Here is a 22,277-nt window from a genome sequence, read left to right on the forward strand (position 1 = left end):
GAGTCGATCACGCTTCGTTTGGACGATTTCGTCCAAACGAAGCGTGATCTGGGGAACCGCAAGGACCTACGCGTCGCGGCCGTCGACTTCGGTCTTCAGCGCCTCGACTGCGTCCTTGATGGCCTCGAATTGCGGATAGATCTCCTGTGCCCGCCGATAGGCGATCAGCGCACGCTTGTCGTCCCCCTGCTGCCGCAGGATGCTGCCGAGCCCCATCATCGCGCCGAAATGACGTGGCTCGCGCTTCAGCGCCTCGCCGATGTCGATCATCGAGCGGATCGAATCCCCCGCCAGGAAGAGCGCATTGGCGCGCTGGTTCCACCCCTCGGCCCAGTCCGGCTCGAGACTGATGATGCGATCGAGCAGTTCGATCGAAAGATCGAGCTCCTTGGCCCGCATCGCTTCCTGCGCCCGCGCCATCAGAAGATCGGCCGTATCCGAGCCCGATCGCGCCCAGCGCCGCTGGATCAGATTGGCGATGCCCTTGGCCTCCTCCGGGCTCTTGGCCGCAGCAAGCCGCTCGAATAGCCGATCCAGCGTCGCTGTCGGGCTGCGCGAGGCTCCGGGAGCCGGCGTCACCGGATTATCGGTCGTGTCCGAATGCGGCACGGTGCCCGGCTGTGCTGGTGCGCTGTCCTGTCCCAAAGCAGCGCCCACCCCGAACGGCAGCGCCGTGGCCAAGGCAAGCGCAAGCGCAGCAGAAGGCAGACCTGGAATGCTCATGCCGACAAGTTTAGGGGCTCGTGCGGTCGCGTCAAATCACGACGTGGCGAGAGGCACATGCCAAAAAAGGTGGGCGCGCCGAGCGCGCCCACCTTCAAATCTGGAGTCAACATCGACGGCGCGGCTGAGAAAGCCGCGCGCCAGCTCAGCCCTGGCGCGCCTTGAAGCGCTTCTGGACCTTGTTGATGATGTAGACGCGGCCCTTGCGGCGAACCAGCTGGTTGTCGCGATGACGGGCGCGCAGCGACTTGAGCGAATTGCGGATCTTCATCGTCTCTACTCCGTCGATCCGCCTTCCGGGCGAATCGGTCAAAAATTCACAGCTGCGACGCGGATCGGCGGGCGATCCTCATCGACCACTCGAACGGCGCGGCTGATGCGATGCCGGCTGTATACGGATTTTTCCGGCGATCGCAAGGGTCCCGCGTGCGAAAACCATTGAACACCCTAGGCGATCGCAGCCAGATAGCGCCGGAAGGAACGTGCCAGTGCCGTTTTGGCATCACCGGCGATGACCCTTCCTTCGAAGGCGCCATAGATGCGTGTGAAAGGATAGGGCTCGAGAATCGCGGCGATCCGCCGGATCGTCGCGGCATTGACCGGAATCATGTTGGGATAGGAATAGAGCACGCTGACATAGCGACGATCCGGCGCGACCTGCAGTACGTCGCCACAATAGAGCGCGCCCTCCCCCTTGGCATGGTGCAGCACGGTCGCCCCGGCGAAATGACCGCCGCAGCGCAACAGTGTCAGCGTCGGACTGAGCTTCAGCGTCTCGCCGTCCCAGAAGCGGATGGCGGGATCCGGCTCGGTAACCCATTGCCCGTCATCGGCATGGAGATAGACCGGTACGTCGAGCGCCGCCGCCCATTCGGCCATCGCCGTGTAGTAGTGGGGATGCGAGATCGCGATGCCGATCACCGGCCCGCGCGCGCGGATCGCCTCGACCGCCTCGGGCGTGACGAGCCCGATGCAATCCCACAGCAGATTGCCCTCCTCCGCCTCAACCAGCAGCGCTCTCTGGTTGATCGCAAAGGCCGGCGCGATACGCAGACCGAGCACGCCATGATCATCAGTGCAGACGATCGAATGACCGGCAGCGAGTTCGCCAGGCGTCAGCCACTCCTGGCCGCCCCAGCGCACATATTGCCGCTCATCGAGACAGATCGGGCAATCGTCGGGCGGAGCGACCGTGTCCGGAAAGCGGGCTCCGCATTGGCGGCAGATGAAGCGCGGCATGAGCGTGTCTCCGACTTGAGCGAAGGCCGGCATCGAATGATCCCGCACGCGATGCCGTCAAACTATCTTCATATGAAGATACTAGCTCATCAATCTATCTTCATGTCAAGATACTCTGCCTGATGGAGAGTGCTTTGGCCGAGGCTGACGAGACACAGGACCATGTCGACCGGCTGCGTGCGCAGTGGCAGCGCGAATTGCCTGATCTCGATACCGGCGCCATGGCGGTGCTCGGCCGGGCCTACCGGCTCTCCAACCTCGTGCGCCCCAGCATTGAAGCGACCTTCGCCAGATTTGGGCTGGATCGCGGCGAATTCGATATCGTCTCCTCGCTCCGCCGCGCGGGCGCGCCGTTCCGCCTGACGCCGACCGAACTCTACACCAGCCTGATGATCGCCTCAGGCAGCCTCAGCCACCGCCTCGCTCGGCTCGAAAGGGCCGGCCTCGTCAGGCGCCTGCCGTCCGACACCGACGGAAGGAGCCTTGCCGTCGAGCTAACCGAAAGCGGGCGCGCGAAGGTCGAAGCGGCTTTCCGCATCGACATGGCGAACGAAGCGACCTTCCTGACCCATCTCTCACCGGAAGAACGCGAAACCCTTGCCGCGCTGCTGCGTAAACTCAACCGAGCCATCGAGGACAATCTCGAGGCGACGCAGGGGGATGGATAGTTTCCGCCGCCCGGAAAGCCTTGTTGTCACCCGAATATCTTGCCACTCTCAAACTCGGCGGACCGAGAAACAGGGGACCCGAAGAACAGATCGATCCAGAACGAAGGGAGGACCACATGAAGCGCGTCACGTGTTTCAAGCTTGTCGCTGCGGCTGGACTGTTGGCATTCGCCACCGGCCCAGTCCAGGCCCAGACGTCCGAAATGACCTTCTTCATCACCAGCGCCGGCTCCGGAAAGGGTGCCGACCTCGGCGGCCTCGCAGGTGCCGACGCGATCTGCCAGCGTCTTGCCCAGGCGGCGGGCGCAGGCAGCAAGACCTGGCGGGCTTATCTCTCGACCCAAGCCATTGGTGGAGCCACGGCCGTCAACGCACGTGACCGAATCGGCGCAGGGCCCTGGCGGAATGCCAAGGGCGCTGTGATTGCCACCAGCGTCGCTGACCTGCATGGCGGCGCAGCCGGCTTGACCAAGCAGACCGCGCTCAACGAGAAGGGCGAGCCGGTCAATGGTCGCGGCGACACGCCCAACCAGCACGACATCATCACAGGCTCGCAGGCCGACGGCACCGCCTTCGGTCCCGGTGAGGACCGGACCTGCGGCAACTATACCAAGAGCGCCGCAGAGGGCGCCGTCATGCTCGGCCATCACGACCGCACCGGCCTGGACGAATCCCCGCCGGCGAAGTCCTGGAACACCTCGCATCCTTCGCGGGGTGGCTGCAGCCAGGAAGCCCTGCGCGGCACGGGTGGAGCCGGCCTGTTCTACTGCTTCGCGACGAACTGAGCCGAACGATCCGCACCGACACATGCGCCTGAAGCAAAACGGCCACCCAACCGGGTGGCCGTTCGTCTGCGATGATCGCAGGTGAGTGCCATCAGGCCGTCGACAGCTTGAGCCCGATGAGCCCCGCGACGATGAGACTGACGCTGGCGATCCGGAAGACGGTGACAGCCTCTCCCATGACGAAGATGCCGATGAGGAAGGCTCCGACCGCGCCGATTCCCGTCCAGATCGCATAGGCCGTGCCGAGCGGCAGCGACTTCATCGCCACCGCCAGCAGACCGAAGCTGATGATCATCGTCACGAGCGTGATCACGCTCGGACCGAGCTTCGTGAAGCCCTCGGACTGTTTCATGGTCGACGCCCACACGACTTCGAAGACGCCTGCGAGAAGCAGATAGATCCAGGCCATAGCTGATACTCCGTCTCGTGCGGCCTCAATGGCCCGGATGAAGGGCGTCGTTGAGATACATGCAGGAGAGCATGGTGAAGATGTACGCCTGCAGGATCGCCATCAGCACCTCCAACCCGGTGAGGGCGACCGTCATGATCAGCGGCAGGACCGCTCCAAGGATGCCGAACGCACCGAGACCGGTCATGCTGACAACGAAGCCGGCAAAGACCTTGAGCGCGATATGGCCGGCGAGCATGACCGCGAACAGGCGGATCGAATGGCTGATCGGTCGAGAGACGTAGGAGACGACCTCGATCAGGACGAGGATCGGTGCAAGGACGATCGGAACGCCCGACGGCAGGAACAGCCGCAGGAAGCCGAAGCCATGCTTCACGAGGCCATAGATCGTCACCGTCCAGAAGACGAGCATCGCCAGCGCGAAGGTCACAGAGATATGGCTCGTCACGGTGAAGGCGAACGGCAACATCCCGATCAGATTGGCCAACAGGATGAAGATGAAGAGCGAGAAGACCAGCGGGAAGAAACGCATGCCGTGCTCGCCTGCGATGCCTCTGAGCGTGTTCCGCACGAAGTCGTAGAGAATTTCACCAAGCGCCTGGGCACGGCCGGGAACGAGCGTGCGGGACCGGGTCGAGAACAGCAGAAAGCCGCTGGCGATGGCGACGATCGCGATCATGAAGGCGGATGAATTGGTGAAGCTGACCTCCTGCCCGGCGATCTCCCCAAGGCTGAACAGCGTCTTGATCTCGAATTGCTCAATGGGGCCGGCCACGGCGAACCTCGTGCGTCATGTGGGTTGAAACGGAAATGGCCCCGCGATGCGTCGACAGGCGCCAGGCCAGGCAGGCCAGCGCTTCGACTGGGGGCGGGACTCGGCACGAATCCGAACGGCACGCGTTGCGGTGCAAGCGGGCGGAGCGGCTCGTCAGTTTCCGGGAAGAAGGTAGCTTCTGAGACGAAGGCCGGACTCGCTGATCAATCAGCAGCCTGCGGCCATGCCTGGGGCATGTCGGATCCATTATCTCTCCCGAGACAATGGGGCCGTCCCCAGCGTTACAGATGGCACAGGTCGTCCAGTGCGGGCCGGTCTCTAGAGCGAAGTGAAATTCCCGTCAACCGGACGAACTGCGCCTTTGCGCAGCTGGAGGGCTGAAAGCCGCCGCGAACACCATCCGGGCCGAGCGCATCGCAGGAATCACTCTGAAATTGTTAGATTTCGTGGGTAGAGCCGGAATTTGCGCCCTGCCCTGCGGAAGCCTATCTGTTCCGGAGGCCTGACGCCGCGTTTCGCGCCTTCGGCTGGCAGGATCTGTGGAGACAACGCCCGAGATGGACATCTTCGATCGACTGAAGTCAGCAGCGAAGGCCGACTGGACGAGCTATGTCGACCACGCCTTCGTCCGGCAAATGGCGGCCGGCACGCTGCCGCAGGCAGCCTTCCGCACCTATCTGGTGCAGGACTATCTCTTCCTGATCCAATTCGCCCGCGCCTATGCGCTCGCAATCTACAAAGGCCGCTCTCTTTCCGACATGCGGGCGGCCAAAGCGGGCCTCGCAGCCATCCTCGACGTCGAGATGGACCTGCACATCCGGCTCTGCGGCCGTTGGGGGCTGCCCCCCGCGGAGATCGAAGCGGCGCCGGAGCATGCCGCAACGATTGCCTATACCCGCTTCGTGCTGGACTGCGGCGTCTCGGGCGACCTGCTCGACCTGCATGTCGCGCTCGCCCCTTGCGTGATCGGCTATGCCGAGATCGGACGAAGCCTTGCCCCCGCGGGCGCAGAAGCGCTTGGGGACCATCCCTATCGCGACTGGATCGGAGAATATGCCGGAGAGGCCTATCAGGAGATCGCGATGGGAGCCCGGCGCCATCTCGACGATCTCGCCGCCCGGGCGATGACGGAACGACGCTTTGCCGAGCTCACGGCTCTCTTTGCCAAGGCTTCCCGGCTCGAGGCGGATTTCTGGCAGATGGCGCTGAACGACAGCCCGCCCTAGCCGGGAGGGTCCACTGATCCGTGCCAAGCGGTTGTGACTGGACCGGCGTGAAGCTCTGCACGTCCAGGACGTGGCGCGGGCCTGCGTCGCGCTCGACATGACGGCTGACGCCTGTCGGGTATGGTAGCGATTCGCAAATGATCGCCCCGCGAAACGCCTCCGAGGATCAGCCACGTGTCTCAGACCAATGATGCCTATGTACCGCCGGCCAATGGCGATTGGGAAACCATTCCGCCGGTCGAAGCCGGCTTCGACGCCACGAAGCTGCAGGCCGCCATCGACTTCGCCAAGGCGCAGGAGAGCACCTGGCCACGCAGCTTCTACTATCCAGACGGGCGCTATGTCGGCCTTGTCGAGTGGAACGAGTCGGGGCCCTGGAGCGAGATCGTCGGCCCGGTCCGGGAACGCGGCGGTCCTGCCGGTCTGATCCTCCGGGGCGGCCGTCTGGTCGCCGAGTGGGGCGACACGGCCCGCGCCGACATGACCTTCTCCATCGCAAAGAGCTACATCGCCGTGCTGGCGGGGCTTGCCGTCGCCGACGGCCTGATTCGCGATGTCGACGAACCGGTGGCGAAAACCGTCGACGGCCCGTGGTTCGAGAGCGAGCAGAATGCCGCCATAACCTGGCGCCAGCTCTTGCAGCAATCGAGCGAGTGGCAGGGGGAAATCTTCGGCAAGTCGGACCAGGTCGACCATAACCGGCAGATCGGGCCCGGCGCCGACAACAGCCGCAAGGGCGAGCTGCGCGCGCTCCAGCCCCCTGGCAGCCACTACGAATACAATGATGTACGGGTCAACCTGCTCGCCTTTTGCCTGCTGCAACGCTTCCGCAAGCCGCTGCCGGAGATCCTGCGCGAGCGCATCATGGGCCCGATCGGAGCCTCGCAGGGCTGGGAGTGGCAGGGTTACAGTAATTCCTGGGTCGAGATCGACGGCCGGCGCGTGCAGTCCGTGCCCGGCGGCGGGCATTGGGGCGGCGGGCTCTTCATCAGCGCACGCGACCACGCCCGACTGGGCCTGCTCGTCGGGCGCAGTGGCGCCTGGGCTGGCCGTGAGCTGCTGTCGCCGGCCTGGATCAACGACATGCTGGCGCCTTCGCCCACGCTCGAGAATTACGGCTATCTCTGGTGGCTCAACCGGGGGGCGGCAGCCAGGCCGAATGTTCCCGCCACGGCCGTCTTTGCGCTCGGCGCCGGCGTCAACGCGATCTGGCTCGATCCCGCCCAGGATCTCGTCGCGGTGCTGCGCTGGATCGACAAATCCGCCCTCGACGGCTTCGTCGACCGCATGCTCTCCGCGACCCGCTAGACGGGCTTGCCAGGCTGGTCGCCCTGACCGGCCCCCTTTGAGAGGCGGGGCCAGAGCCCCGCCTGAACCCGGCAGACACCGGTCAAGGCTCGGGCAACAGTGATTCGCGCCGTCAGCCTCCCGAGACGGGCGGATCGCTCCTGCGGCGCAGTGCCCCCAGGCAGCGTTCGGACGTCCTGGCCGCAGTGGCCATCGAGGCACCAAACGCAAAAACCCGGATACCGCTCTTGAAAGCGATATCCGGGTTTTGTGAAATGGTGGGCGCGACAGGGATCGAACCTGTGACCCCTACGATGTCAACGTAGTGCTCTCCCGCTGAGCTACGCGCCCGTCATGCCCTGACGATAATCTGTCCTGGCAGTCGGAACAGGTTTGGCCTTGCGGCGTGTCCCTGTTGCGAGGTTGAGCGGGCTATAGCCGCTCGTTTCGCGCCTTGCAAGACGCTTGATCGCAAAAAGCGCTCAGGCTGCGAGCAACTTCTCGACCTCGTTCACCAGCTCGCGCAGATGGAAGGGCTTGGACAGCACTTTTGCGTCCTTTGGCGTCTGGGAATCGGGGTTGAGCGCAACTGCAGCAAAACCTGTGATGAACATCACCTTGATGTCGGGGTCGAGCTCGGTGGCGCGCCGCGCCAGTTCGATGCCGTCCATCTCCGGCATGACGATGTCGGTGAGGAGCAGCTCGAAAGGCTCTTCGCGCAGGCGGTTATAGGCCGAAAGCCCGTTGTCGAACGACGCCACGTCATAGCCCGCATTCTGCAGGGCCTTGACCAGAAAGCGGCGCATGTCGTTGTCGTCTTCAGCGAGAAGTATCTTGGTCATGGGCCTGCTTCGTCCGTCCCGTTCGGCCTATCGATAGAGGCCGCCCACCCCGGACAACCCCTTGTCTGTTTCGTCTCGCCCGATTCGGCATTCCGAGCCAACGCGCCGAAGGGTTATCGCCTGCCCGGAGCGCTTGGAACACTATCGCAGTATAACGCGCCAACATGGTAAACAACGCGTGAACGCGATGTTCGATTCACCGCGGAATTCGAGATCGCTTCATCCGTCCGGCAATGTGTGCTTCAGTCATCGCGCATGACCATCTCGTCCGGTAATTTCTCTGCTGAAGCCGCCGACATCGTCGTCGAGATCGAGCGTCCCTTCAGCCTCTATCAGCCGCCGCTCCAGGTCGTGCCGGTGGTGGTCGACGTGCCGCATGCCGGGCGTCGCTACCCTCCCGGTTTCGTGGAGCGAGCACGATTGCCGTTGCGCTCGCTGCGTCGCTCCGAGGATGCCTATGTCGATCGGCTCTTCGCCCAGACGGTCGCTCTTGGTGCTCCGTTGCTTGTCGCCGAGTTTCCGCGTGCCTTTCTCGATGTGAACCGCGAGCCCTATGAGCTCGATCCGCGCATGTTCGACGGCCGCCTGCCCGCCTTTGCCAATACCCGCTCGATGCGGGTCGCTGGTGGGCTCGGCACAATTCCGCGCATCGTCGGCGACGCGCACGAGATCTATTTCGGCAAGATTCCGGTGGAGGAGGCCCTCGCCAGGATCGACGGGCTCTATCGACCCTACCATGCCGGGCTGCGCAGCCTGGTCCAGCGTACGCAAGGCGCCTTCGGCACCTGTATCCTGGTCGACGCCCATTCGATGCCGTCGACCGGGCTCGACCGCGACGGGTTTGCCAAGTCGGACGTGATTCTCGGCGACCGCTTCGGCACCAGCGCCGCCAGCTACATCATCGACATCGCCGAGGAGGCCTTTCGCCGACGGGGGCTCAGCGTCACGCGCAACCGCCCCTATGCCGGCGGATTCATCACCGAGCATTACGGCGCGCCGGCCTCAGGCGTGCATGCCCTGCAGATCGAGATCAACCGCGCCCTCTACATGAACGAGACGACGCTGGAGCCGCACACCGGCTTTGCAGAGCTTGAGCAGGCGATCGGCACCGCCATGGCGGAGAGCTTCGCGCAGTGGAGCGGTTGGCTCGACGATTGGCGCGAAGCTGCGGAATAGCCTGTTTTCTCAGACGCTTGCAGCGACGGCATCAGCGCGACACAGAAAAAAGGGCCGCGCACTTTCGTGGCGGCCCAAGTCTAGGGAGGAAACGCCCAAGGAGGGCAAACGAAGGATTGAGGTGATCGCCCCTTCGCAGTGCACAATAAGACTGTGCAGCGCAAAAAAGCAAGAGCCTTTGTCGAAAATCTTATGAGCCATGCACGGGACGCAATCCAAATGCGCTTATTCGCCGCCAATTTCCTTGTTTTCCGACGACGCGCGCCTCAAGAAGAACCGAGTTGAACAGGCTGGATCCTATGTTTTTGCTGCGCAGCAATGTGCCGCTCCGGAGAACAAAGATGAGTGCGGTTGATTTCGGCGCCTTCGTCGCGGAACTCGCGACCCAATCCGGCCAGGCGATCCTGCCCTTCTTCCGCGCCAAGCACGCGACCGAAGACAAGTCCTGCGGCGGCGTGTTCGACCCTGTCACCGAAGCCGACCGCGCCGGCGAGAATGTGATGCGCCATCTGATCAAGCGCAATTTCCCCGAGCATGGCGTGCTCGGGGAGGAGTTCGGCACGGAAAACGGCGAGGCAGAGTATGTCTGGGTGCTCGATCCGATCGATGGCACCCGCGCCTTCATTTCCGGCATCCCGGTCTGGGGCACGCTGATCGGCCTCACCCGCGAGGGCGTGCCGGTTTACGGCATGATGCACCAGCCCTTCACGGGCGAACGTTATTCCGGCGATGGTCGCCAGGCACGCTATGAGGGCCCCGGCGGGCCACGCGTGCTGCACACGCGCCAACTCGCCGAGCTTGCTACCGCGACGGTGATGACCACCAGCCCGAAACTGTTTCAGGGCGCCGAACAGCAAGCCTATCAGCGCGTCGAGAGCGCGGTGCGCCTCGCCCGTTATGGCTGCGACTGCTATGCCTATTGCATGCTGGCCTCGGGCCATGTCGATCTCGTCATCGAGAGCGGGCTGAAACCCTATGACATCGTCGCGCTGATCCCGATCGTCGAAGGGGCCGGCGGAATCGTCACCTCATGGGACGGTGGCAGTGCCGCCAGGGGCGGGCGCATCATCGCCGCCGCCAACAGGACCCTGCATCAGGCCGCCCTCGCCCTGCTCGCCGGCTGAGGCCGCCCCGGCGACCACTTCACCGGGAACGAAAGCGTCGAAGGCCGCCCAGAACTGCGCACGGATGGCATCCGTTTCCATCAGAATCTCGTGCCGCGCTGTCGGCAATATCAATGCCGAACCTGTCTTGAGACGCGCCGCGAACCGCTCGATCGCCGGCGTCGAGACCACCGGGTCCCGCCCGGCCGCGATCACCAGCGTCGGCACCCTGACCTCCAGCGGCGCCGAGGGAGACGCCAGTCGGTTCATCAGCTGGAACGCGGTCCTGACCCAGCCGACAGTCGGATCGCCAATGCTGAGATGGCGCGCCGCTGCTGAAAGAGCGGCGTTCCGGGCATACCGGACTGGGTCGTTCGTCAGCCGATTGCCCTGAAATGGCTTGGTCGCGATCGCCGTGTCGCCACCGCCGGGCACGAATGCGCTGCCGAGGCCGAGCCAGTACAGGAAGCTCGCGAGGTAGCTCGCCGCCCGTGGCCGCTCGACCATGGACAGTCCAAGCATCGGCGCGAGTGCAACCAGTCGCGAGACCGGCAGCGCGTTGCGTCGGGCAGCGTCGAGGCACAGCGCCGCCCCCATCGAATGCGCCAGCACGTAATGAGGTGGCGGCAGTCGGGCCTGCATTTCCGCCATGGCGAGTGCAAGGTCGGTCTCGTAATGCCGCAACCGGCCGACATGGCCCTTGCGTTCCCGCGAGACGAAACGTTGCGAGCCGCCCTGGCCGCGCCAGTCGAAGGCGAGAACATGGAAACCGCGGCGACGGAGGTCGGCGATCGTCTCGCTGTAGCGTTCGATGAACTCCGCGCGCCCCTGGACGACCACGACAGTGCCGCGCACCCGTCTCACTGTCGGATGCCAGCTCGCGAAGCGAAGCCTGGCCCCGTCGCGGGCCAGGGCAAGCCAGACCTTGCCATGCCCGGGCACCGGGTACTCGCGGAGGGAAATGAGCTCGGCCTCGGCCATCAGGCGCTCCGAATCGCGGCGACAGTCCCGGGCGGATGCCGTTGGTTATGCCCGCTGGAGGCAGCTCTTGAAAAGCTGAAAACGCACCCCAATTCCTGGTCACGCAGGCCGAAACCGGCTGCGTGAACCTGAACGGGGCCTGTGCTCAAGACGAGGCAGGCTCGACCGAACGTCGCTTCTTCTGGAGGACATCATGCGTCACTTTGATCTTTCCCCGCTCTATCGCTCGACCGTTGGCTTCGACCGTCTGTTCAACCTGCTCGACCAGGCGACCAGCGCTGAAACCGCGCCGACCTATCCGCCCTACAATATCGAGCGCACCGCCGAGAACGCCTACCGCATCTCCATCGCGGTTGCCGGCTTCTCCGAGAGCGACCTTGCCATCGAGAGCAAGGAGAACACCCTGACCGTACGCGGTGAGAAGCAGGTCTCGGAGACCGCCGAGAAGCGCGAAGTCCTGCATCAGGGCATCGCGGCCCGCGCCTTCGAGCGCCGCTTCCAGCTCGCCGACTATGTCCAGGTGACCGGCGCGAGCCTTGAGAACGGCCTGCTCCATATCGATCTCGTCCGCGAGATCCCCGAGGCCAAGAAGCCGCGCCAGATCGCCATCGGCGGCAAACCCGCCAAGGTTCTCGAGGCCAAGGTTTCCAAGGCCGCGTAACACTTGCCGCGTAACACTTGCCGCTTAGGGCTGGGCAGACAGAGGGCGCCCCCGGTTTCCGGGGGCGCCCTTTTCATGCCTGAGACTGGCGATCGTCTCTCAGTTGAGAGGCGCGACCGGAACGGAGGGCGTTGCCGGACGCGGTACGGAGGGCGCGGGATCCTCGGTCTGGACCGGCGGCAACTCGACCGGCGCGACCTTGATCTCCGACGATTCGACCTTCGCAAGCGGCGGCTTGTGCTCCGGCACGTCCGTTCCACGAACATCGTTGGGGTTCACCAGCTTCGGCTTCTCTTCGCCGGAGGGCGCGATCGGGCCCGGCGTCGGTGCGACAGGTGCTGCCGGCGCGGATGGGGCCTCGGTTGCAGGGGCGCTAGCCTGGGCAGGAGCCTGGGCAGGAGCCTGCTCGACAGGCTTTGCCGGTTCGATTGGCGGTGTTGGCGCACCCGGCGGCGGCGGAATGACGGTTGCGGGCGCACTGGCCTCGGCAGGAGGTGCAAGTCCCTTCTCCGGTTCGGGAGCCGGCACGGGTGCGGCAGGGGACGGCGGAACGGCCTGCGCTGGCGCGTTCGCCTCCGCCGGAGCCTTGAGCGAATCGGGACGCTCGGGCGGGAGCGGCAGCAACCGCGGTTGGGCCGGGGCATGCTCACGCGGGTCGATGCGCACAACATCCGGGGCGGGTCCCCTTGTCCGCTCGGGAGCCTGCAGGTTCACCCGCCGGACCAGATCACCGCTGAAACGATCGAAGATCAACCGTACACGCCGGCCATTCGCCATGCGCCCATCGATCACATAATCGGACTCGGTGCGCGTGGTGCGATCAACCTGGACGAGCCTGTGCTCGCGGATGGCGATCTCGGCGATGCTCCGCGAAGACAGCGGCGCGGGCGGTGGCGGCGCGTAGCGATAACCATAGCCGTAACCATAGCCGCCGCGCGGCACGTACTCGTAACCGTAGTCGTAATAATACTGCGCGGCGGCTTCGCCGGCCGAGCCCGCCAGCGCGCCGGCAACAGCCAGGCCGATCAGCGCGGCGCGCGAACGCGCGGTCGAAACAGAAGCCATATCTCCATCCTTGTTAACGGATCGAACGGGGGCTTCAGTCTTCCTTAGGGATTACGGCACCCATGCGGCGTCAATCGGGGGATATTTCAGCGAGACGACGCGTTCAGCAGCGAGATCAGCTGTTCGACATCCTCGGCCCGCGTCGCAAAGGACATGACGAAACGGCCGATGACCTCGCCCGATGCAAGCGCTGCATCATCGGGAAGCGCGGTGTCGGACCAGGCGTGATAGCCGACCCCGGCCGCCTTCAAACACTCCTGCGTTGCTGCATCGAGGACGAGAAAGGCCGTATTGGCCTCGCAGGGCCAGGCCAACCGCACGGAGCCACTTCTCGTGACGGCCTCCGACAGCCGGGACGCCATCGCGTTGGCGTGGCGCGCCAGCGCCAGCCAATGGCCGTCGGCCAGGAGGCCCTCGAACTGTGCGCCGATCAGCCGCCCCTTGGAGAGGGTATGGCCAGCGCGCTTGCGCCGCCATTTCATTTCAGCAGCCAAAGCCTGATCGAAGAAGACCACGGCTTCGGCCGCCCAGGCGCCATTCTTGGTGCCGCCGAAGGAGAGAACGTCGACGCCTGCCTTCCAGGTGATCTCGGCTGGCGAGCAGCCCAAGGTGACCAGCGCATTGGCGAAACGAGCGCCATCCATGTGCAGCTTAAGGGCGCGTGGTTCGGCCGCCTGCTTCAGGGCCCGCACCTCTTCGGGGCGATAGATCAGCCCGCATTCCGTTGCCTGCGTGATCGAGAGCGCCTGCGGCTGGACCTGATGCAGCGCGCCCTCGCGCATGCGCGCCAAGACCTTGGTCACCGCCTCTGGCGTGATCTTGTTGCCGGCACCGGGCAGGCCGACGAGCTTGGCGCCGTCGCCGAAGAATTCCGGCGCGCCGCACTCGTCATCGGCGACATGGCTTTCCTGATGGGTCAACACCGCCCCCCAGGGGCGCGTCAGGCAGGCCAGCGACAGGGCGTTCGCAGCCGTGCCGCTGGTCACCAGAAAAACCGAGACCTCGTGCTCGAACAGCTGGGCAAAAAGCCGTTCGACGCGCTGGGTCCAGACGTCTGTGCCATAGGCCGCAGCCGCGCCGTCATTGGCGGCCGCGAGCGCAGCCATCACCGGGGCGCTCGCGCCCGCCGTATTGTCGCTGATGAAGTTCATGAGCGAGGGTTAGCGAGGCACGCTCGCGCTGCCAAGCGCAAGGCCGGAATGACGCCTTGCGCGCTGCGTCTGAGCCTGGGCCGGCGGCGGCCGGCTTAAGTCTTTCGGACAAGAAGCGTGCGACCCAACTGCGCCTTTCATCTCGGAAATGTCGCCTTTGAAAGGCATATCGCAACAATATTTCCAATCAGCTCAAAATTCACGCTTGTGCCGACATTAGAATTCTGGCAAATTCGTCCCAATAGGACAGTGTTACTGTCCCATTTTTCACCGCGCTGACATGAGGCCGCGGGCCTGATGTCGGACGATCGCAACGGAGCGGAGCAATGACGAGGGGCACGGCCATGACCGCCACAGCCAACCGTAAACGCGCCGCCCGTAAAACGGCGGCGTAAACAGGCGCGACAGGGCTCTGGGAAGCCCGAGGCGCCTGCGGAGGACGCGGGCGCGGGATTAAAAAAGCGCAAGCCCCTCCTCCGACAGACGAACCTGGCCGGACTGGCTCCATCCTTGCTGCCTCGAAGGCCAGCAGGGGCCGGTGCGGACGGCGATGTGGACTGATGCGGGTCTCTCGGCGGAAGCGCGAGGGATGTGGCAAGCGGGGTTTGACGATGAGCGGAACCAGCAAGTCGGGTGTCTTCAGCAGCAAAGCTGTGGCGACCATGACGACCACCGAGCCAGTCCTGACGGTGCGCGATCCGGCCATGCCCGAACGCCAAGGCCTCTACGACCCGTCCTTCGAGAAGGATTCCTGTGGCGTCGGCTTCATCGCCGACATGAAGAACCGCAAGACCCATGCGATCGTCGAGCAGGGCCTGCAGATCCTGCACAACATCGACCATCGCGGCGCCGTCGGCGCCGACCCCAAGCTCGGCGATGGCTGCGGCATTCTCACCCAGATTCCGCATCGCTTCTTCCAGGAAGAATGCGCGAAGCTCGGCATCGCCCTGCCCGAGCCCGGCCAATACGCCATCGGCCAGTTCTTCATGCCGCAGGATGCCGGCGACCGCGCCGTCTGCGAGGAGATCGTCGTACAGACGGTCGAGGAGGAGGGACTGGTCTTCCTCGGCTGGCGCGACGTACCGGTCGACAACAGCGACCTCGGCGAGGCGGTGAAGGAAACCGAGCCGACCCATCGCCAGCTTTTCGTCGGCCGCCCGGCCGAGATCACCGACGAGGACGATTTCGAGCGCAAGGTCTATGTCCTGCGCAAGTCGGTCTCCAACAAGGTCTACAAGCGCCAGGACCGCGCCACCGCGACCTACTATCCGGTCTCGATGTCGGCCCGCACCATCGTCTACAAGGGCATGGTGCTCGTCACGCAGCTCGGCTCCTATTTCAAGGACCTGACCGACCCGCGCTTCGAGAGCGCGATTGCGCTCGTCCACCAGCGCTTCGCCACCAACACCTTCCCGTCCTGGCGCCTTGCCCACCCCTACCGGATGGTGGCGCATAACGGCGAGATCAACACGCTGCGCGGCAACGTCAACTGGATGGCTGCCCGTCAGGCTTCGGTCGATTCCGAGCTGTTCGGCGCGGATATCTCGAAGCTCTGGCCGATTTCCTATGAGGGCCAGTCCGACACCGCCTGCTTCGACAACGCCCTCGAATTCCTGGTCCAGGGCGGCTACTCGCTCGCCCATGCCATGATGATGCTCGTGCCCGAGGCCTGGGCCGGCAACCCGCTCATGGATGAGGAGCGCCGCGCCTTCTACGAGTATCACGCCGCCTTGATGGAGCCCTGGGACGGCCCTGCCGCCATCGCCTTCACCGACGGCAAGCAGATCGGCGCGACGCTTGACCGCAACGGCCTGCGTCCCGCGCGCTATCTCGTCACCGATGACGGTCTCGTCGTGCTTGCCTCGGAATACGGCGTGTTGCCGATTCCGGAAGAGAAGATCGTCCAGAAGTGGCGTCTCCAGCCCGGCAAGATGCTGCTCATCGATCTCGATCAGGGCCGCATCATCGGCGATGACGAGATCAAGGCCTCGCTCTGCCTCGCCAACCCCTACAAGGACTGGCTGAAGCGCACCCAGATCGTGCTGGAGGAGCTGCCGCCGGTCGAGGCGCGCGCCTCGCGCACCGATGTCGCCCTGCTCGATCGTCAGCAGGCCTTCGGCTACACTCAGGAGGACACCAAGATCCTGATGGCGCCCATGGCCGTGACTGGCCAGGAAGCCGTCGGCTCGATGGGCACCGACACGCCGATCTCGGCGCTCTCCTCGAAGTCGAAGCTGCTCTACACCTATTTCAAGCAGAACTTCGCACAGGTCACGAACCCGCCGATCGACCCGATCCGCGAAGAGCTTGTGATGAGCCTGCTCTCCTTCATCGGGCCACGGCCGAACATCCTCGACCTGGAGGGCACATCGCGCCGCAAGCGCCTTGAGGTGCGCCAGCCGATCCTGACCAATGACGATCTCGAGAAGATCCGCTGCATCGGTCACTACGAGGACCGCTTCGACACCAAGACGATCGACATCACCTATCCCGCGCGCGAAGGCGCAGCCGGCATGGAAGGCGCGATCGCGCGGCTTTGCGAGCGGGCCGAGGCGGCCGTGCATGGCGGCTACAACATCATCATCCTCTCTGACCGGCAGGTGGGACCGGACCGCATCCCGATCCCGGCGCTGCTGGCGACGGCCGCGGTCCATCACCACCTGATCCGCAAGGGCCTGCGCACCTCGGTCGGTCTCGTGCTGGAATCCGGCGAGCCGCGCGAGATCCATCACTTCGCCTGTCTTGCCGGATTCGGAGCCGAGGCGATCAACCCCTATCTCGCCTTCGAGACGCTTGAGGCGCTCTACGAGGCCGGCGAGTTCCCGCCGGAGGTCGATCGCTACGAGGTCGTCAAGCGCTTCATCAAGTCTGTCGGCAAGGGCCTGCTCAAGGTCATGTCCAAGATGGGCATCTCGACCTATCAGTCCTATTGCGGCGCGCAGATCTTCGACGCTATCGGCCTGAAGACCGAGACGATCGACAAGTACTTTGCCGGTACCGTGTCCTCGATCGAGGGCGTCGGCCTGCCCGAGCTCGCGGAAGAAACCGTGCGCCGTCATCGCGATGCTTTCGGCGACTCGCCGGTCTACCGCGATGCGCTCGACATCGGCGGCGAATACGCCTTCCGTATCCGCGGCGAGGACCATGCCTGGACACCGGAGAACATCTCGCTGCTCCAGCATGCGGTCCGCGGCAATGCGCAGGACAAGTACAAGGCCTATGCCGAGCTGGTGAACGACCAGAGCCAGCGCTTCTCGACGATCCGCGGGCTGTTTCAGATCAAGGATGCCGGCGCACTCGGCACCAAGCCGATCCCGCTCGATCAGGTCGAGTCGGCCGCCTCGATCGTGCGGCGTTTCTCGACCGGCGCCATGTCCTTCGGCTCGATCAGCCACGAAGCGCACTCGACCCTTGCCATCGCCATGAACACGATCGGCGGCAAGTCGAACACCGGCGAAGGCGGCGAGGAGCCGGAGCGCTTCGTCAAGCTGCCTGACGGCCGCTCGATGCGCTCGGCGATCAAGCAGGTCGCCTCCGGCCGCTTCGGCGTCACCGTCGAATACCTCGCCAATTCCGACATGATGCAGATCAAGATCTCGCAGGGCGCCAAGCCCGGCGAGGGCGGCCAGTTGCCCGGCCACAAGGTCGACGCACGCATCGCCAAGGTCCGGCATTCAACGCCGGGCGTCGGCCTGATCTCGCCGCCGCCGCACCACGACATCTACTCGATCGAAGATCTGGCCCAGCTGATCTTCGATCTGAAGAACGTCAACCCGGCGGCCGACGTCTCGGTCAAGCTCGTCTCGGAGCTCGGCGTCGGCACGGTTGCGGCCGGCGTTGCCAAGGCGCGCGCCGACCACATCACCATCTCGGGCTATGAGGGCGGCACCGGCGCCTCGCCGCTGACCTCGATCAAGCATGCCGGATCGCCCTGGGAAATCGGCCTCGCCGAGACCCATCAGGTCCTGGTGCTGAACAAGCTGCGCGGGCGTATCGCGCTGCAAGTCGATGGCGGCCTGCGTACCGGCCGCGATATCGTCATCGGCGCCCTGCTCGGCGCCGACGAGTTCGGCTTTGCAACCGCTCCGCTGATTGCGGCCGGCTGCATCATGATGCGCAAGTGCCACCTCAACACGTGCCCGGTCGGCGTCGCGACGCAGGATCCGGTGCTGCGCAAGCGTTTCAAGGGCGCCCCCGAGCACGTCATCAACTTCTTCTTCTTCCTCGCCGAGGACGTGCGCGAGATCATGGCGAGCCTCGGTGTCGCCAGGTTCGACGATCTCGTCGGCCGCTCGGACTGGCTCGACAAGAAGCAGGCGATCGACCACTGGAAGGCAAAGGGCCTCGACTTCAGCCGGATTTTCCACAAGCCGGAGGTGAAGGGCGAAGTCGCCATCCGCCATGTCGAACGCCAGAAGCACCCGATCGACACGGTGCTCGACCGGACGCTGCTCGCCGAGGCGGCATCCGCCCTCGACAAGGGCGAGGCTGTGGTGGTCACGAGCCCGATCCGCAACGTCGACCGCTCGACCGGCGCGATGCTCTCGGGCGAGGTCGCCAAGCGCTATGGCTATGCCGGCCTGCCGGCGGACACGATCACGGTGAAGCTCACCGGTACTGCCGGCCAGAGCTTCGGCGCCTGGGTCGCCAATGGCGTCACGCTCGATCTCACGGGCCAGGCCAATGACTATGTCGGCAAGGGCCTCTCGGGCGGCAAGCTGATCATCCGGCCGTCGCCGGATGCGCAAACCGTCGCCGAGAACTCGATCATCGTCGGCAACACCGTGCTCTACGGCGCGATCTCCGGCGAATGCTACTTCCGCGGCGTCGCCGGCGAGCGCTTCGCCGTGCGCAACTCCGGCGCGATCGCGGTGGTCGAGGGCACCGGCGATCATGGCTGCGAATACATGACGGGCGGCGTCGTCGTCGTGCTCGGCCAGACCGGCCGCAACTTCGCGGCGGGCATGTCCGGCGGTGTCGCCTATGTCCTCGATGAGGACAAGAGCTTCGCCAAGCGCTGCAACCTCTCCATGGTCGATCTCGAGCCGGTCACCGAGGAGGAGGAGCTGATGCAGCGCATCCACCACCATGGCGGCGACCTCGAGTTCAAGGGCCGGATCGACGTGATGGCCAACATGTCCGGCTACGACGCCGAGCGCCTGCACCAGCTCGTCGCCGATCATCACCGCTACACGGGCTCGCAGCGGGCCAGGGACATTCTCGAGAACTGGACGGAATACCTGCCCAAATTCGTCAAGGTCATGCCGGTCGAATACCGGCGTGCCCTCCTCGAAATCGAGCGGGCGCAAGCCGGCATGTCGGTCGCGGCCGAGTAACCCAATCAGGCGGATGTGAGACGATGGGCAAGGTAACCGGCTTCCTCGAGATCGACCGTCGCGACCGGAAGTACATTCCGGCTTCGGACCGGATCAGGAACTACAAGGAATTCGTCATTCCGCTCGGCGCGGAGGCGACCCGCGACCAGGCGGCGCGCTGCATGAATTGCGGCATCCCGTATTGTCACAACGGCTGTCCGGTCAACAACCAGATCCCGGACTGGAACGACCTCGTCTACAACGACAAGTGGCGTGAGGCCCTGGACAACCTGCACTCGACCAACAACTTCCCGGAGTTCACCGGCCGGGTCTGCCCTGCCCCCTGCGAGGCGTCCTGCACTCTGAATCTCGAGGACACGCCCGTCACCATCAAATCGATCGAATGTGCGATCGTCGACAAGGGCTGGCAGGAAGGCTGGATTATTCCCGAGCTGCCGCGAGCCAAGACCGGCAGGAAGATCGCCATCATCGGCTCCGGTCCGGCGGGCCTCTCAGCGGCCCAGCAGCTCGCCCGTGTCGGCCATGAGGTGCATCTCTATGAGCGTCAGGCCCGCGCCGGTGGCCTGCTGCGCTACGGCATTCCGGACTTCAAGATGGAGAAGTCCCATGTCGAGCGACGTGTCCGCCAGATGGAGGCCGAAGGCGTCGTCTTCCACTACAACACCAATGTCGGCGTCGATATCGAGCCGGCCGAATTGCTCGCACGCTATGACGCCGTCGGCCTGACCGGTGGCGCCGAGAAGCCGCGTGATCTGCCGATCGAGGGGCGCGAGCTTTCCGGCATCCAGTTCGCCATGGATTTCCTGCCGCAGCAGAACCGTCGCGTCGGCGGCGAGGCCGCAAACGGCAACGGTGCGGAGATCCTGGCGACAGGCAAGCATGTCGTGGTCATCGGCGGCGGCGATACCGGTTCCGACTGCATCGGCACTTCGGTGCGCCAGGGTGCGCTCTCGGTGACGCAGATCGAGATCATGCCGCAGCCGCCGGAGAAGGAAAACAAGGCGCTGACCTGGCCGAACTGGCCGCTCAAGCTGCGCACCTCCTCCAGCCACGAGGAGGGTGCCGAGCGCGACTTTGCCATCACCACGCTGAAGTTCACCGGCGAGAACGGCCGGGTCCGCCGGCTGAACTGCGCCCGCGTCGACAATGCGCTGAAGCCGATCCCGGGCACCGAGTTCGACCTCAGGGCCGATCTCGTCCTGCTCGCGATGGGCTTCGTCTCGCCGGTCAGCGAGGGGCTGATCGAGACGCTCGGCGTCACGCTCGACAAGCGCGGCAATGTCGAGGCCAACACGCTCGCCTACAAGACTTCGGTCGAGAAGGTGTTTGTCGCCGGCGACATGCGCCGCGGCCAGTCGCTGGTCGTCTGGGCGATCCGGGAGGGCCGCCAGATGGCCCATTCCATCGACAAGCACCTGATGGGCGAGACCATCCTGCCGCGATGAGCAGAATCCTTCTCCCGCTCGGGGGACGGTGCCCGCATCAGGCGCGCATGAGGGAAGCGGGTGGCCGAACGGCCCCTCGCCCGTCTCGGCGTCGCCGGGTTCACCCTCTTTCCAAGGGGAGAGGGATATTCGTGTCGGTTCTGGTCAGTTCCGGCGCGGCCAGCGGTAATCGTCGATGCGTCCCGGCTTCGGTTCACTCGCGACACCATCGCCGAACACGCGATCGAGCTGGGCAGCGAGGTCGCCACGTCCTCGCGCCTCCTGGATCGACGCGAGCAGTGCCCGGTCGCCGTTGGGAGACAACCCGGTTAGCGGCATGATCGGCCCGGCCAGCGGCTTTGCCTGCAGCGCTGCACCAAGCCCGCCGAGTTCGGGCAATCCCTGAACCATGCGGTCGATCAGGCGTTCGATCCCGCCGGCCTGCAGTTCCGGATTGCTCGGAGCCCCGGTCTCGGGTGCGACCGGAAGCGCGATCATGCCCTGATCCGGCCGCCCCTCGATCAGGCGGCGGATCACCACATCGATGAAGTGAGCGGCCTTGCGTGCGCCCGCCTTGGTGAAGTGGATGCCGTCAGCGGTGCGCAATCGCGTCGTCTGCCCGGATACGTCCGGTCCCATCGCCGTGTAGCGGTTCTCAGCATCGACATAACCGCCCCACAGATCGATGTACTGGCCGCCGGCCCGCTCGACACGCTGCCGATAGACGTCGTTGAGAATGACATAATCGGCGGTGAGGCGTGAATTCTGGACGGGTGGGAGGCTGACCCAGAGCAAGGGGATGCGTTTCGCCGCAAAAGCTCCGGCGATAGCGTCGACCCGATCTCGATAGAGTTCCAGCCAGCGCTCGCTCAGCGGCTCATGAATGGTCTCGCCTTCTCGGATCGCTTGCCGGTCGTTGAGGCCGAGCAACATCACCGCAACGGCGATCTTCTGGTCGCTGGCCAGCAGATCGGTGACCGCCTTGGGCCAATCGTAGAAATCGGTGCGCACAAGACCGGACTCGAGCTTTGTCTTGCGCATCACTGCGACGTCGGGACGATCATTCAAGGCCTCGTCGAGCCCGCCGACCACGAGATCGGCAAGCGAATCCCCCAGCACGACAATATCGTGGCTGACATCGACCCTGGGGATCACGGGATCGTCGCGCACCACCACCGGAGACGTCCTGCGTGCCTGCGTCGGCGCCACACGCTGGCGCTGAGGCACGGGCCGGGGCTGCACCTGAAGGCGGCTGAAGGGGAAAACGAACCCGCGACCACGCTGCAGCGTGGGATCACGCGTCAGCATCGTGTCGTTCTCGGCAAACGAGGACGGCCCGCCGGTCAGCAGCAGGAGCAGGGCAGCCCCCAGAACCATCAAAAGTGAACGCAGACGCATGGCGCTCTCGTTGCTACGCCGGCCGACG

19 protein-coding genes and 1 tRNA gene are annotated in these 22,277 nt (G+C 64.8%); 9 read left to right on the forward strand and 11 right to left on the reverse strand.

Going from position 1 to position 22,277, the window contains the following annotated elements:
• Window positions 1-66: 66 nt before the first annotated feature.
• From FG93_RS06750 to FG93_RS06760, 3 genes are all read right to left on the reverse strand, one after another.
• Window positions 67-723 (reverse strand): tetratricopeptide repeat protein, encoded by a 657-nt coding sequence (locus FG93_RS06750; RefSeq protein WP_052513443.1) that lies wholly within the window; start codon window positions 721-723, stop codon window positions 67-69.
• 145 nt (window positions 724-868) lie between these two features.
• Window positions 869-994, reverse strand: a complete 126-nt coding sequence (gene ykgO, locus FG93_RS06755) for a type B 50S ribosomal protein L36 (protein WP_038363015.1) — start codon at window positions 992-994, stop codon at window positions 869-871.
• Window positions 995-1,170: 176 nt separating this feature from the next.
• Window positions 1,171-1,962 carry an MBL fold metallo-hydrolase gene (locus FG93_RS06760; RefSeq protein WP_043233266.1) on the reverse strand — a complete coding sequence of 264 codons (792 nt, stop codon included), beginning with the start codon at window positions 1,960-1,962 and terminating at the stop codon, window positions 1,171-1,173.
• Between the two features lie 122 nt (window positions 1,963-2,084).
• Between FG93_RS06760 and FG93_RS06765 the strand changes: the two genes are divergently transcribed.
• Window positions 2,085-2,630, forward strand: a complete 546-nt coding sequence (locus FG93_RS06765) for a MarR family winged helix-turn-helix transcriptional regulator (protein WP_043233177.1) — start codon at window positions 2,085-2,087, stop codon at window positions 2,628-2,630.
• Window positions 2,631-2,746: 116 nt separating this feature from the next.
• Window positions 2,747-3,415, forward strand: a complete 669-nt coding sequence (locus FG93_RS06770; RefSeq protein WP_043233178.1) for a hypothetical protein — start codon at window positions 2,747-2,749, stop codon at window positions 3,413-3,415.
• Window positions 3,416-3,506: 91 nt separating this feature from the next.
• Here FG93_RS06770 and sugE read toward each other — a convergent pair whose 3' ends face one another.
• Together sugE and FG93_RS06780 are read right to left on the reverse strand one after the other, a co-directional pair.
• Window positions 3,507-3,824 (reverse strand): quaternary ammonium compound efflux SMR transporter SugE, encoded by a 318-nt coding sequence (gene sugE / locus FG93_RS06775; RefSeq protein ID WP_043233179.1) that lies wholly within the window; start codon window positions 3,822-3,824, stop codon window positions 3,507-3,509.
• A gap of 25 nt (window positions 3,825-3,849) precedes the next feature.
• The gene (locus tag FG93_RS06780; RefSeq protein ID WP_043233180.1) at window positions 3,850-4,599 is read right to left on the reverse strand and encodes a F0F1 ATP synthase subunit A; all 750 of its coding nucleotides are present in this window, start codon (window positions 4,597-4,599) and stop codon (window positions 3,850-3,852) included.
• A gap of 557 nt (window positions 4,600-5,156) precedes the next feature.
• On the opposite strand from FG93_RS06780, the gene tenA reads away from it, so the two are divergent.
• Window positions 5,157-5,825: a thiaminase II gene (gene tenA / locus FG93_RS06785; RefSeq protein WP_043233182.1), complete on the forward strand. Its 669-nt coding sequence runs from the start codon at window positions 5,157-5,159 to the stop codon at window positions 5,823-5,825.
• Window positions 5,826-5,999: 174 nt separating this feature from the next.
• The gene (locus FG93_RS06790; protein ID WP_244448521.1) at window positions 6,000-7,133 is read left to right on the forward strand and encodes a serine hydrolase; all 1,134 of its coding nucleotides are present in this window, start codon (window positions 6,000-6,002) and stop codon (window positions 7,131-7,133) included.
• A 255-nt stretch (window positions 7,134-7,388) separates the two neighbouring features.
• Here FG93_RS06790 and FG93_RS06795 read toward each other — a convergent pair.
• Both FG93_RS06795 and cpdR read right to left on the reverse strand, forming a co-directional pair.
• A tRNA-Val gene (locus FG93_RS06795) sits at window positions 7,389-7,463 on the reverse strand.
• 131 nt (window positions 7,464-7,594) lie between these two features.
• Window positions 7,595-7,954, reverse strand: a complete 360-nt coding sequence (gene cpdR / locus FG93_RS06800) for a cell cycle two-component system response regulator CpdR (protein ID WP_038363805.1) — start codon at window positions 7,952-7,954, stop codon at window positions 7,595-7,597.
• Window positions 7,955-8,209: 255 nt separating this feature from the next.
• Between cpdR and FG93_RS06805 the strand changes: the two genes are divergently transcribed.
• Together FG93_RS06805 and hisN are read left to right on the forward strand one after the other, a co-directional pair.
• Complete coding sequence (locus FG93_RS06805) at window positions 8,210-9,130, forward strand: N-formylglutamate amidohydrolase (RefSeq protein WP_081881352.1); 921 nt, start codon at window positions 8,210-8,212, stop codon at window positions 9,128-9,130.
• A gap of 341 nt (window positions 9,131-9,471) precedes the next feature.
• On the forward strand, window positions 9,472-10,254 hold the full coding sequence (hisN, locus tag FG93_RS06810; protein WP_043233269.1) for a histidinol-phosphatase: 783 nt from the start codon (window positions 9,472-9,474) through the stop codon (window positions 10,252-10,254).
• Here hisN and FG93_RS06815 read toward each other — a convergent pair.
• The gene (locus FG93_RS06815; RefSeq protein ID WP_043233184.1) at window positions 10,159-11,214 is read right to left on the reverse strand and encodes an alpha/beta fold hydrolase; all 1,056 of its coding nucleotides are present in this window, start codon (window positions 11,212-11,214) and stop codon (window positions 10,159-10,161) included. The genes hisN and FG93_RS06815 overlap by 96 nt on opposite strands.
• Window positions 11,215-11,407: 193 nt before the next feature.
• On the opposite strand from FG93_RS06815, the gene FG93_RS06820 reads away from it, so the two are divergent.
• Window positions 11,408-11,875 carry an Hsp20 family protein gene (locus FG93_RS06820; RefSeq protein WP_043233185.1) on the forward strand — a complete coding sequence of 156 codons (468 nt, stop codon included), beginning with the start codon at window positions 11,408-11,410 and terminating at the stop codon, window positions 11,873-11,875.
• 99 nt (window positions 11,876-11,974) lie between these two features.
• Here the strand turns inward: FG93_RS06820 and FG93_RS06825 are convergent, their stop codons facing one another.
• Both FG93_RS06825 and FG93_RS06830 read right to left on the reverse strand, forming a co-directional pair.
• A complete protein-coding gene (locus FG93_RS06825) occupies window positions 11,975-12,940 on the reverse strand; it encodes a hypothetical protein (protein WP_043233186.1) in 966 nt (321 codons plus the stop codon).
• An 86-nt stretch (window positions 12,941-13,026) separates the two neighbouring features.
• Entirely contained in the window at window positions 13,027-14,091 is a 1,065-nt protein-coding gene (locus FG93_RS06830) for a low specificity L-threonine aldolase (protein ID WP_043233187.1), read from the reverse strand.
• Between the two features lie 662 nt (window positions 14,092-14,753).
• Here FG93_RS06830 and gltB point away from each other — a divergent pair.
• Window positions 14,754-19,427: a glutamate synthase large subunit gene (gltB, locus tag FG93_RS06835; RefSeq protein ID WP_052513460.1), complete on the forward strand. Its 4,674-nt coding sequence runs from the start codon at window positions 14,754-14,756 to the stop codon at window positions 19,425-19,427.
• A 23-nt stretch (window positions 19,428-19,450) separates the two neighbouring features.
• A complete protein-coding gene (locus tag FG93_RS06840; protein WP_043233189.1) occupies window positions 19,451-20,872 on the forward strand; it encodes a glutamate synthase subunit beta in 1,422 nt (473 codons plus the stop codon).
• 144 nt (window positions 20,873-21,016) lie between these two features.
• Here FG93_RS06840 and FG93_RS06845 read toward each other — a convergent pair whose 3' ends face one another.
• Window positions 21,017-22,249, reverse strand: coding sequence for an SGNH family hydrolase (locus FG93_RS06845; protein WP_161783785.1), 1,233 nt, complete (start codon window positions 22,247-22,249; stop codon window positions 21,017-21,019).
• Window positions 22,250-22,277 lie beyond the last annotated feature (28 nt).

It is taken from the genome of Allobosea sp. LC85 (assembly GCF_000735605.1).
In the GTDB taxonomy this organism is placed as follows: Bacteria; Pseudomonadota; Alphaproteobacteria; order Rhizobiales; family Beijerinckiaceae; genus Allobosea.